The sequence below is a fragment of the Streptococcus sp. 22.1 genome, from assembly GCF_016648645.1.
Lineage (GTDB): Bacteria > Bacillota > Bacilli > Lactobacillales > Streptococcaceae > Streptococcus.
The window spans coordinates 85,912-97,708 of the sequence record NZ_JACLQK010000004.1; the positions used below are offsets into that span (position 1 = coordinate 85,912).

General features: G+C 38.7%; 10 protein-coding genes. 4 read left to right on the plus strand and 6 right to left on the minus strand.

Going from position 1 to position 11,797, the window contains the following annotated elements; genetic code table 11:
- Position 1: 1 nt before the first annotated feature.
- Positions 2-1,372: a tRNA uridine-5-carboxymethylaminomethyl(34) synthesis GTPase MnmE gene (mnmE, locus tag H7U04_RS02940; RefSeq protein ID WP_110981409.1), complete on the plus strand. Its 1,371-nt coding sequence runs from the start codon at positions 2-4 to the stop codon at positions 1,370-1,372.
- A gap of 143 nt (positions 1,373-1,515) precedes the next feature.
- Positions 1,516-2,457, plus strand: coding sequence for an AraC family transcriptional regulator (locus H7U04_RS02945; protein ID WP_110981532.1), 942 nt, complete (start codon positions 1,516-1,518; stop codon positions 2,455-2,457).
- 36 nt (positions 2,458-2,493) lie between these two features.
- Here H7U04_RS02945 and nt5e read toward each other — a convergent pair whose 3' ends face one another.
- The 6 genes from nt5e to pyrF all read right to left on the minus strand — a co-directional run bounded on the left by nt5e (position 2,494) and on the right by pyrF (position 9,466).
- Complete coding sequence (gene nt5e, locus H7U04_RS02950; RefSeq protein WP_110981410.1) at positions 2,494-4,740, minus strand: cell surface ecto-5'-nucleotidase Nt5e; 2,247 nt, start codon at positions 4,738-4,740, stop codon at positions 2,494-2,496.
- A 110-nt stretch (positions 4,741-4,850) separates the two neighbouring features.
- Positions 4,851-5,504 (minus strand): amino acid ABC transporter permease, encoded by a 654-nt coding sequence (locus H7U04_RS02955; RefSeq protein WP_002890981.1) that lies wholly within the window; start codon positions 5,502-5,504, stop codon positions 4,851-4,853.
- Between the two features lie 58 nt (positions 5,505-5,562).
- Positions 5,563-6,411, minus strand: a complete 849-nt coding sequence (locus H7U04_RS02960; RefSeq protein WP_073689311.1) for a transporter substrate-binding domain-containing protein — start codon at positions 6,409-6,411, stop codon at positions 5,563-5,565.
- Positions 6,412-6,516: 105 nt separating this feature from the next.
- Positions 6,517-7,968: an amidase gene (locus tag H7U04_RS02965; RefSeq protein WP_073689312.1), complete on the minus strand. Its 1,452-nt coding sequence runs from the start codon at positions 7,966-7,968 to the stop codon at positions 6,517-6,519.
- Between the two features lie 85 nt (positions 7,969-8,053).
- Positions 8,054-8,683 carry an orotate phosphoribosyltransferase gene (gene pyrE / locus H7U04_RS02970; protein WP_073689313.1) on the minus strand — a complete coding sequence of 210 codons (630 nt, stop codon included), beginning with the start codon at positions 8,681-8,683 and terminating at the stop codon, positions 8,054-8,056.
- A gap of 87 nt (positions 8,684-8,770) precedes the next feature.
- The gene (pyrF, locus tag H7U04_RS02975; protein WP_110981411.1) at positions 8,771-9,466 is read right to left on the minus strand and encodes an orotidine-5'-phosphate decarboxylase; all 696 of its coding nucleotides are present in this window, start codon (positions 9,464-9,466) and stop codon (positions 8,771-8,773) included.
- 342 nt (positions 9,467-9,808) lie between these two features.
- On the opposite strand from pyrF, the gene H7U04_RS02980 reads away from it, so the two are divergent.
- Complete coding sequence (locus H7U04_RS02980; protein ID WP_110981412.1) at positions 9,809-10,978, plus strand: DnaA ATPase domain-containing protein; 1,170 nt, start codon at positions 9,809-9,811, stop codon at positions 10,976-10,978.
- Entirely contained in the window at positions 10,975-11,745 is a 771-nt protein-coding gene (locus H7U04_RS02985) for a hypothetical protein (protein WP_110981413.1), read from the plus strand. The genes H7U04_RS02980 and H7U04_RS02985 overlap by 4 nt, the downstream gene beginning before the upstream one ends.
- Positions 11,746-11,797: the final 52 nt, after the last annotated feature.

Consider the following 11,797-nt stretch of genomic DNA (forward strand, 5'->3'; position numbering starts at 1 on the left):
TATGTCAATTACCAAAGAATTTGATACGATTACTGCCATTTCAACGCCCTTAGGTGAAGGTGCTATCGGTATCGTTCGCTTATCTGGAACCGATGCTATTGCTATTGCTAATAAAGTTTTCAAAGGAAAAAATCTAGAAACGGTTGCTTCACATACTATCAATTACGGCCATATTGTCGAAAATGAGGAAACCATTGATGAAGTCATGGTAAGTGTTATGCGTGCGCCAAAGACCTTTACGCGTGAGGATGTCGTGGAGATCAACACTCACGGTGGGGTTGCTGTGACTAATGAAATCCTCCAACTCCTTATTCGTTCTGGAGCTCGTATGGCTGAACCTGGAGAATTTACCAAACGTGCCTTTTTGAATGGTCGTGTGGACTTGACTCAGGCTGAAGCTGTCATGGATTTGATTCGTGCTAAGACTGATAAGGCTATGGCCGTTGCCGTCTCTCAACTTGATGGGGCGCTCAAGGATCTCATTAACAACACTCGCCAAGAAATCCTTAACACCTTGGCTCAAGTCGAAGTGAATATTGATTACCCAGAATATGATGATGTTGAAGAAGTTACCACAGCTCTTGTCCGTGAAAAAACGCAAGAGTTCCAAGCACTTTTAGAAAATCTTCTTGCCACTGCTAAACGAGGAAAAATCCTACGAGAAGGCCTTTCAACGGCAATCATTGGTCGTCCAAATGTCGGAAAATCTAGTCTTCTTAACAATCTCCTACGCGAGGAGAAAGCTATCGTAACAGATATTGAAGGTACCACCCGTGATGTCATTGAAGAATACGTTAATATCAAGGGTGTTCCACTTAAGTTAATCGATACCGCTGGTATTCGAGACACAGATGATGTGGTTGAAAAGATTGGTGTTGAGCGTTCCAAGAAAGCTCTCGAAGAGGCTGACCTGGTTCTCCTTGTGCTTAATAGCTCCGAACCGTTAACAGAGCAAGACCGTACATTATTAGAAATCAGTCAAAATAGCAATCGCATCATTCTTCTAAATAAGACAGACCTACCACAAGCAATCCAAATGGAAGAGCTTCCCGAAGATGTTATTCCAATTTCAGTCCTCAAGAATGAAAATATTGACAAAATCGAAGATTGCATCAATCAGCTCTTCTTTGATAATGCTGGCCTAGTGGAGAAAGATGCTACTTATCTCTCAAATGCCCGTCACATTTCACTCATTGAAAAAGCTCTCGAAAGTCTTGAAGCAGTCAATCAAGGTCTTGAATTAGGCATGCCTGTTGACCTCTTACAGGTTGATATGACACGCACCTGGGAAGTTTTAGGAGAAATTACTGGTGACGCCGCCCCAGATGAACTCATTACACAACTCTTTAGTCAGTTCTGTCTAGGAAAATAAACATAACTAAATTTATGTAAAAAGGATGCTTAGTCATCTTTTTATTTTACATACATAAATACAGAAATAAAATTATGTAAATCAAAAAACTACCAATACTATAAGACGATTGACTCATGCTTTTTAAGAAAGAAAATGCTATCATGGTATTATCCTATGATTTTGAAAGGTTAATCATGAGTCAAGCTGCTACTGATACTGATTTTAAACATTTGATAGATTTTGATGATAATCTGTTTCCGTTTCGACTGGAGGAAACTATGGTCGAAAATGGACGCCCTGATATTCTATTTCATTGGCATCCTGAGCTTGAGATTCAGTACGTTTATGAGGGGACAGCTCGCTATCATATTGATTATGACTATTTTGACAGTCAGGCTGGAGATATTTTTTTGATATGTCCTAATGAGCTTCATTCGATTCATCCCATAGATAATCAGTCTCATCATACTGATACCCTTCATTTTCATTTGGATATGTTGGGACAGTCTCTGGTGGATCTGCTTAGTCTCCGTTATCTTCAGCCCTTACAGAATTCCAATTTTAAGTTTAAACAATGTCTAAGACCATCAGACGAGGGGTATACGGAAATTAAAGCACTTCTCTTCGAGATTTTTAAGATGATTCGTCAGAAAGATCGTCACTATGAACTTCTTCTCAAGTCAAAGTTGGAAGAATTAATCTACCTTTTCTACTTCTATCGTTTGGTAAAGCGAAAAACTTCTGATGATCATTATCGAAAAAATGATAAAATTCGTGAAATCATTGATTACATCAATCAACATTATGCTGAAAATCTCACGATTGAAAAGTTGTCAGAGCTCATGGGATATAGTAAGACACATTTTATGACAATTTTTAAACAACATACTGGCACCTCTTGTACTGAATTTATCATTCAAGCAAGACTACATGCTGCTTGTGAGGAGCTCCGTAATAGCGTAAAACCAGTTTTGGAAATTGCTACTGATGTTGGTTTTAACAATTTATCAAATTTCAACCGTCAATTTAAACACTATTACGACCAAACACCAAGTCAGTATCGAAAAACACATAGCAACAAGAAGAAAACAAAAAAGAGTTAGCCAAATGGTTAACTCTAATTTTTATCTGAAAACTTCTTAGTATTTTTCTTTACCTTTGTGTTTTCCACTAAGTCCAAAGAGAGTTAGCAACATACCAAGTCCGAGGAGTCCAGCGTGTGAGGCCTTATCACCTGTTGTAGGAAGAACTTCAGTTTGAGCAGAAGCTTCTGCCACTTTTTCTGTTTCTTTAAGTGCTTCGTTTCTTGTTGAAACGAAGAATACTTTACCATTAGGTGTCGTTACTACTTTAGATACAACTGGTTTAGTTGTTTTAAGGTCTTCAGCAACGCTAGATGGCGTAACAGGACTCAATGGATTAAGTGTAGGGTCTTCTGCATTTTCTTTTTTGTTCAAGGCAGCAAAATCAGCACTTGAAATAGAAATGGTACGTGAGTTTGGATTGATAACTGCATACTTAGATAGGTCTGCATGTGTCAAGTAATCCGCAAAGACGGTATCCATTGAAGGACCTTCTTCACGAGGACCACCAAGCATTGTGTAGCCATCACCACCAGCAGCTAAGAAGTCATTCGTTACAAGGTAGTAATTTTCATTAGTGTTGAGTGGTTTATAGCTACCAGTTTCTGGATCAAAAATGTCAATTGATAAGATACGTTTTTCTGCTGGAAGTGTTGTGTCATAATAAACACGAGCTCCTGATACTTGAAGGAAACCGCCAGATGGTTCAAGAAGAGGTTGACCATTTTCATCTAGAACAGTTTTACCACTTTCGTCAACTTGGAGAATAGAACCAAGAGATTTGACAAACATATCATGGATATTTTGACCTGTCACTTGGATTTGAGCAACTGAGTTACCAAATGGAAGAACGGCAATGATATCACCTTTAGTGATTGGTTTGTCTTTGGCAATTGTTTCACGAAGACCACCACCGTTTGTTACGGCAAGGTTAGACTTGTGTGTGAAGGCTGATTGTCCGTAATCTAAGAGAGCATCAGCGACAACATTACCAAGGTTAGTTTCGCGAACACGAACGTTCATACGGTCACCGCTAAGTTTAACTGGACTATTTTCGATAACTACTTTCGAAGAATCTGCCTTGTACTTAGCTTGGATGTCATCAATCATAGTTTTAACTGTTGGGTTAACTTTATAATTCTTCTTAGCTTCGTCGTGTGAAATCACGCCATGTGACAAGACACGGTCAGAATTATAAACGACGCGGCCGACATTGTTAAGGTAGCTACCAGTTTGGTTGTAAGTGACATTATCGCCGTATGTCGCTGTGTGAAGAGTGTGTGAGTGACCATCAAGGACAAGAACACGTTTTCCTTTCAAAGGTGCATAGTTTGAAAGAGCTTCTGCCAATGTTGATCCACGCCATTCAACTGGAGTTGTTGTATCTATACCCAAGTGACTAAGGACAATATAAGTCTTGTATTCCTTACCTTCAGCACGAGCATTTGATTCCACTTGGTCAACAACAGCTTTAACCTCAGTAATAGGATCGGTGAAAGAGACACCAGTGATATTACGTGGGTGTGTCTTAGTAGCTGTCTCAGGTGTAGTAACACCAATAACAACTACTTCATCTCCATCAACACCAGGTGTTTTGTCAATGATTGTAGATGGTTGGAAAAGACGTACGCCGTCCACATAAACGTTAGATGTGATGATTGGGAAATTGATTTGTTTGCTCAAACGACGCAATTGGTCAAGACCAAAGTCGAACTCATGGTTACCCACTGTCATGGCATCAAAACCAACAGCATTCATGACGCTTGCCATGTCCTCCCCCTTAGAGCTGTTTGAGATTGGAAGACCTTGGAATGAGTCCCCTGAGTCAAAGACAAGGGTTGTTCCTTTTGAACGAGAATCATTGACGATACCAGACAAAAGGGCATCACCAATAACTCCGTTACGATCATCTTCAACCATACGACCATGAACATCGTTGGTGTGAAGAACAGTTACAGTGTCGTTGCTGGCACTTGTGCTAGCATTTGTCACGACTTCTGTTGTAGGAGTTGCGGCTGCAGTTGCTGTTTCACTGGCTGTGGCAACTGGTGTCTCGCTTGTTTCAGCTGTTAAAGCAGTAACAACTGATGTTGAACTAGCTACTGGAGCTGCAGACTCGCTTGTTGCAGTTGTTGCTGCAGTAGATGTCGCATTGGTAGTTGCCTCTGTAGCTACTACTTCAGTGCTTGGTGCTGTTACAGCTGCATGAGCTTCTACCTCGTCAGCTTGGACAGCATTAGCCAAGATAGCAGTTGAGACGAGTAGGGTTGATAGTGTCGTTGCAACGACTGTTTTCTTCTTCATTCCAAAAGACCTTTCTGATTTTTAAATCGCTTTTATTATACCACATTTATAAGATTAGAATTAAATAAATTTCAATATTTTATTAGATATTCAAATAATTTTTTCAAAAATCAATAGGTAGCTAAACGTTTTTCAAGATAGCCTTCAAGCAGTTCTAAAGTAAAGCTCAAAGTCCAGTAAATAAGGGCGATTAGGATATACATAGACATGTAGTCATACTCACGCCCACCGATAATCTTAGCATTTTGGAAAATGTCAGGCACTGTAATCATAGCAGCCAATGAGGAACTCTTAACCATATCAATAATAACATTACCAAGAGGGGCTACTGCTATACGCATAGCCTGAGGTAAGATAATCCGACGGATAATAGACTTCTGAGGAAGACCAAGAGAGCGAGCTGCTTCCCACTGCCCCTTATCTACGGCAACTATGGATGAACGGAAAATCTCTGCCATATAAGCGGCACTAACACAGGAGAAGCCAATAAAGGCACAAAGAAGGGCAGGTAGCTGAACACCAACATAAGGCAAACCAAAGTAAAGAATGAAGAGCACGACCAACATAGGAACCCCACGCATGATGGAAATATAAATGCGGGCTGGATACTTTAACCAAGGCTTTTGAGACATTCGCATAAAGGCAAGGATGATAGCAAAAACATTCCCAACCATAAAGCTTAAAAGCGAGATTCCTAAGGTATAAGGTAGACCTGATAGGACATAAGGAATGCTTTTTAGAATCAGTGAAAAATCAATAATCATAAGTCTAACTTTCTAAACATTTCTTTAGCAAATAAGCGATCCAATTGGATCGCTTATATTATTCAACATCAGAGATATCAATCTCAGTATAGTCAACTTTTGTTTTCTTTGTAACGTCTTGACCAGCAAAGAATTTCTCTGAAATCTTGGTAAGGGTACCATCTTTCTTCATGTCTTTGATGGCTTTGTTGACCTTTTCTTGAAGGGTTTTATTCTTCAATGAGAAAGTAAAGCTTGTTGAGTAAGGGTTACTGTAGATACCGTCGTTGATCTTAACTGGGTACTTGTCTTTGATAGCGGCTACTGCCATCTTTTGCAAATAGTAATCGTTGACGATAACGTCTGTACGCCCATTTATCAAGTCCTGCATGTAAACGTCATTGGTAACATTATCATATACGACGAGTTCAGCACCCATTTTTTTGGCAATCTTCATGTACTTTGTACTTGCAGCACCGGCTGCCTTTTTGCCTTTGAGATCCTTCCATGAAGAGATTCCTGAATTATCCGATTCACGAACGACCATTGAAGTGAAGGAATACTTGTATGGTTCAGAACGTAAGAATTTTTTAACATTCTTGTTGTCGTCTTCGAGTGAGTAGTTAGCGATATCGACTTGTCCACTATTTACAGCAGTAAGCATGCCATCTACACCCATCTCAGTGAAGTCAATTTTCAACTTAAGACGTTTTCCAACTTCTTTGAGAATCTCAACGTCATAACCAGTCAAATTATTCTTATCATCGTGGTAGGTTTGTGGGTACAGTGTTCCAGCAGTCGCAACCTTGATGCTACCACGTTTCTCAATCTTTTCCCAGTTCTTCTCACCTGTACTTTGTGACGAGCAGGCAACCAAAAAGACCGCAGCCAAAATTAAGCTAAAAACGGCGAAAAATCTCTTTTTCATCTATGTGTGTCTCCTTGAATAATTAAGTTAAGTTAAAAAACTTATAATCTAAGCCTACACTATTTGAAAGGGTTTTACAAAATATTGAACTGAAAATAATAATGCTCAGCTAAAAACCGAACCTTCTTCCATTTGTTGGGCCAAGTGTAAGAGGAGGCCTTCTCTTCCCTTGGCGGCTGTCAGTTGAACACCAAGGGACAGCCCTTGCCCATCACGATAGACAGGTAAAGAAATCGATGGTTGTCCCGTCAGGTTAGCTTGTTGGGTGAAAGGCGTCCAATCTAAACTATCCGCAAACATATCCCAAATAAGTTCTTGTTGCTTTGGCCAATCAAACTCAGACATATGCTTGAGTTGATTTTGTAGGCTTTGAGAGAGTGCAAACTGTCCGTGTTTAGGTGCCACATCCGCAACTGTAGGAGTCAGAAGAATATCGTAAGACTCATGAAAATTCGTCATCTGATGGCTATACTGGTCCCACTGAGTTAGGACTTTAGAGTAAACTTTGGCAGGAATCTTTTGGCCAGATTGGAAAATAGCCCAAGTCATTAACTCCATATCTTCAAGCGTTATCTGACGTCCCAAACCAGCCTCTATACCATCAAACATGGCAGCCGTCTCTACACTATTCATGATGTAGTAAGACTGCATAGCTTCAATCCCATTCAAGGGCTGATGGGTGATTTCATGGACATAATGTCCTAGACTTTCTAATGCTCTAGCAGCCTTTTTTGTCGCCGCAATAGCAGATTCTGATACCTTACCACCAATAGGAGAGACAGTAGAAAAAGCAATCTTCAGAGGTTGAACTGGTTTTCCTAAAGAATCTTTGTCAAGTTTAGGCAAGATAAAGGGACTTTCCATCTGACACGTCTGCATATGATAAAGCAAGCGTTTTGTATCTCGAACAGACTTAGTCAAAGCAAACTGGACAGAGGCTCCCTGCCATCCACGAAACGAACCAGGACCGACAGGAATTCGTCCTCTGGTAGGCTTGAGACCGATTAGGCCGTTAAAGGAAGCTGGAATGCGAATAGAGCCCCCACCGTCACTAGCTGGAGCCAAAAGAGAAATGCCAGAACTTACAAGAGCAGCCGCTCCACCACTTGAGCCACCAGCATTACGCCTCACATCATCAGGTAGATTGACAGGACCATGAATCTGAGCATCACTGATATTTTTGAAGCCAAACTCAGGAGTGCTAGAACGTCCTAAGATAATAAAGCCCAATTCCTCAAGTTTCTTAACATAATTATCCGTTTCCTTAGCCCGATAACTTGTAAATAGGCGAGAACCCGCTGTTGACGGCTCACCAGCTTGCTCCTGACCTAAATCCTTTAGGAAAATTGGGACACTAGCAAAAGGTTTAGCTGAAAAGTCTCTAGTTTCTGCTTCTTCTAAAGCTTTCTCGTAACGTTGACTGACGATAGCATTGATTTTAGTATTAGTCCTCTCCGCTTCACTTATTGTATCCTTTACTAGTTCTGGGGGACTGACCGTCTTATTTCGCACAGCCTCAACCATTGCCGTTGCATCTGACCACTCATTTACTGACATCTTATATTCTCCCTACTTCTATTATTTCCTAAATTATACTAAAAAAAACGAAACGCCTGAAACGTTCCGCCTTCAATCATGATAATTAGTCTTGCCAAGTTTCTTGGTTTTCTTTAAATTTTTTCAAGAGTTGAAGTCCGTCTGCTGTGATGTAGCCTTGCACTTTAGCCACTTTGATCAACTCAGTGTAGTTTGAAAGAGTGACCAATTTCACGCCAGCATCAGCGAAGTTTTTCTCAGCTTTTGGCAATTCGTAAGTGAAGATAGCCACAACACCAATAACATTAGCCCCTTCACGCTCTGCAGCTGCTACCGCATCAAGTACTGATCCACCAGTTGAAATCAAGTCTTCAACAACAACCATTTTTTCGCCTTTAACCACACGACCTTCGATTTGGTTACCAGCACCGTGATCTTTTGGTTTGCTACGGATATAGGCAAATGGAAGGTTCATCTTGTCAGCGATGATAGCACCGTGAGGAATACCAGCAGTTGCAGTACCAGCAATCACTTCTACTTCAGGAAATTCTTCCTTAATTTTTTCCACAAAACCATTTTCGATAAGTGTACGAGTTTCTGGGTAAGACAAAGTAATACGGTTGTCTGTGTAGATTGGTGATTTGATTCCTGATGCCCATGTAAATGGTTCTTCAGGTTTAAGGTAAACAGCCTTGATATCAAGCAAGTCAGATGCGATTTGTGATGCTAATGTCATAATTATTATCCTCCGTAAAGCGTTTTCTACTCTTTATTATAACCTAATTCAGTCTATTTTCCTATGAAATAAGGTCTTTTTGAAAATTTATTGACCGTTCCATTGAGCCTTGATGTCGTGATAAGCTGCTACTGGATCATCAGCTTGTGTAATTGGACGACCAACAACAATGTAATCTGAACCAATTTGACGCGCATCGGCAGGTGTCATGACACGTTTTTGGTCACCAACCGCTGCTCCTGCTGGACGAATACCAGGTGTCAAACAAACGAAGTCTTCATTTGTTGCTTCTTTGATTTTTGCAACTTCGTGTGCTGAGCAAACAACACCATCAAGACCTGCTTCAGCAGTCTTTTTAGCATAATGAACCACTGATTCTTGAAGTGTCGTTTGGATATTTTGGAAATCACGCATCTGCTCTTCAGAGGTAGAGGTCAACTGAGTTACAGCAATCAAGATTGGACCATCACCCAAGCCCTCACGCGCAGCCTTCATCATTTCCACACCACCAGCCGCATGCACATTTGTCATATCAACACCAAGGTTAGACAAAACACGCATTGCAGATTTGACAGTATTTGGAATATCGTGAAGCTTAAGGTCAAGGAAAACACTATGGCCAAGATCTTTAACGTAGCGAACAATCTCAGGCCCAGCCGCATAGTAAAGTTCCATACCAATCTTCACATAGAGCTTTTCATCAGCAGGAAACTTAGCAAGGAATGCCTTCACATTCTCAAAAGTCGGGAAATCAAGGGCAATAACAGGACGATTTTCTCTCATTTCTTATATCCTTTCACACAAAAAACCTCCGCCAGTCAGCGAAGGTTGCACGAAAACAGGGCAGTCCCTACCCTTTAGTGATGCCGTAGCATCTCAGTACACCTTTCTCGCCTCTCTGGACTCGATTAAAGGTTCAGTTCAATTTGTTCTATTATAGCGCTTTTATATGGGAATGTCAAAGGGGGATTTTGTTCTAAATACCTAATCTTAGACCTCTACTTCTATTGATTAATGTTATAGATTACATCCAGTTTTACATTGTAAAAATTTAATGTAAAATTTATTGCTTTTTATATTTTTACATTGTAAAATACTCTTGTAAAATAAGAAAGAGGTGTTAACATGCTTGAACAACTATTGAAAATGCATGCTGAAAAAATTCGAGTTAACAATAACTCTGATGAATATCAGAAGGTAATGAAACAGATAGAAAATTATCAAGTCGAAAAGCACTTGCCATCGGCTACCATGCTTTATGATATACTAGATAAGCTAGCAGATCTTTCAGTAAGTGATAATATGACAGACGATGAAACTGACTATTTGGAATGGAAAGATAATATTCATATCGAAAAACTTGATTCGGGAGATTTTATAATTTATTACTTGGATCGTTTCTTTATTAGTATTTCAGAAGATAAAAGGAATAACATATGGGATATAATTAAAGAACGCTATGAGACTAAAAAGAAAATTAAACTTAAGAATGAGGTAATTGATACTTTTGTAGTTCAGTTACAAACAACACTTAAGGCTCCTATTGAAATTTTTTCTCCTGAAGAAGAAAAAATTGTCATTAGTTTCCTTGATTTTATAGAAAATCAAGGAAATATATTAAATCAAAACGACTCAGAAATTTATGATGCAATTCTAAAAAACGGTATAGATCTAGGGGTTTTACTAAAGCAATTAATTAAATCTTACCCAACAGGTGAACAAAATAAGGTTACTTTTCTAGGGGAAGGATTTGATGCTCAGAATCTATATGGCACGCTACAATATTACAGTAATCAACATTCAGATAGTTTTGAAGAAAACTTCAACAATGAATCTACTAAGTTACTAGATAAAACTATAGAAAAAGTTATCACTAATTTGGATGAAGAATCCATTCCTCTTATTCTATATTGTAACGAACTAGAAACAACAAAAATAGTGCTAAATTCAGTTTACGAGAAAATAATTGAATTACACCCAAAACTAAATGTTGAATACTTCAATGCCTCCGAATTCGAAGATATTATTACATCAAATAAAGATGATGGAATTTCTCAGAACGTTTCTGAAATTTTTGAAGGAATTGATTTTCTTGTTTTTGAGGGTGTCGACTCCCTCAAAACTGAATTGGCTAAAAAAGAACTTATTAAACTAACAAAATGGTTACAAAATAAAGGTCAACAGGTCTTATTTTCTAGTTTCGTGAGACCAGAAAATATAGAAATGTTTATAAGTGAAGACATTATTTCGGATGGACACATTATCGATATTACTACGAGAGAGGTTGCTGTATGATTGGAAAATGGTTAAAAGAGAAACGTGAAAATCTATCTTTGACTGCTCAAGATATCAAGCAGGAAACAAAAACATCATCAACACTTATCTCACTAGTTGAAACTGAGAAACGACTTCCCTCAGAAAAATTCCTAGAGAGTTATCTTTTAGTTCTTGCTAAAGCTAGTGGTTTTGACGAGACTTTACGGGATCGCTATACAACAACTGAGTGTTTTGAGGAATGGAAAAGTAAACTTACCATTGAACATAAAGGCAAAGATACTATATATTACAGTTGTGGTCGAAAAATTTGTGTAGATTCTAAAGGTTTATATCTAAAGAACATCGAACCTTATGATTTGCATGTATATTTCATAGGTTATAGTTGGAGTGATTTTGCTGATTACCAAAATAGCTACTTGAAACAGGAACTGAACATTAATGTATTAGAATCAACACCAAATCGTCTTAATAAAAAAATTGATCTTATTGAAACCTTAGATATAGACGCAGAGGTTACGCAGTATTGGCTTGAGAAATACAGAGATGAACTTAAAAGACTTATTGAGGACTCTTTTGATGAGTTACCCAAGTCATACGAGAAAATATATTATTCACTTACAAAATTTGGACTGGAAGAAGAAATAAAGAAAGAGAATTCAAATGGAATTGAGATTTCACAACTCTCTCAACTTAACTTAGTTCTAGATGGTGAACATTTAACAGACGGGGAATTAGAGGCAATTGCTACTGTAATTGAGGGAATCAGAGCTCGAAGAAGAAAATAATCAAAAAAGATGGAAGTTTTAGTTTCCATCTTTTTCTTTTAGATCAATTTAT

Coding starts and splice junctions, on each gene's coding strand:
- H7U04_RS02965 (WP_073689312.1), bottom strand. CDS start 7,968: ATGTCAGTAAATGAGTGGTCAGATGCAACGGCAATGGTTGAGGCTGTG.
- H7U04_RS02985 (WP_110981413.1), top strand. CDS start 10,975: ATGATTGGAAAATGGTTAAAAGAGAAACGTGAAAATCTATCTTTGACT.
- H7U04_RS02960 (WP_073689311.1), bottom strand. CDS start 6,411: ATGAAAAAGAGATTTTTCGCCGTTTTTAGCTTAATTTTGGCTGCGGTC.
- pyrF (WP_110981411.1), bottom strand. CDS start 9,466: ATGAGAGAAAATCGTCCTGTTATTGCCCTTGATTTCCCGACTTTTGAG.
- mnmE (WP_110981409.1), top strand. CDS start 2: ATGTCAATTACCAAAGAATTTGATACGATTACTGCCATTTCAACGCCC.
- H7U04_RS02955 (WP_002890981.1), bottom strand. CDS start 5,504: ATGATTATTGATTTTTCACTGATTCTAAAAAGCATTCCTTATGTCCTA.
- pyrE (WP_073689313.1), bottom strand. CDS start 8,683: ATGACATTAGCATCACAAATCGCATCTGACTTGCTTGATATCAAGGCT.
- nt5e (WP_110981410.1), bottom strand. CDS start 4,740: ATGAAGAAGAAAACAGTCGTTGCAACGACACTATCAACCCTACTCGTC.
- H7U04_RS02980 (WP_110981412.1), top strand. CDS start 9,809: ATGCTTGAACAACTATTGAAAATGCATGCTGAAAAAATTCGAGTTAAC.
- H7U04_RS02945 (WP_110981532.1), top strand. CDS start 1,516: ATGGTATTATCCTATGATTTTGAAAGGTTAATCATGAGTCAAGCTGCT.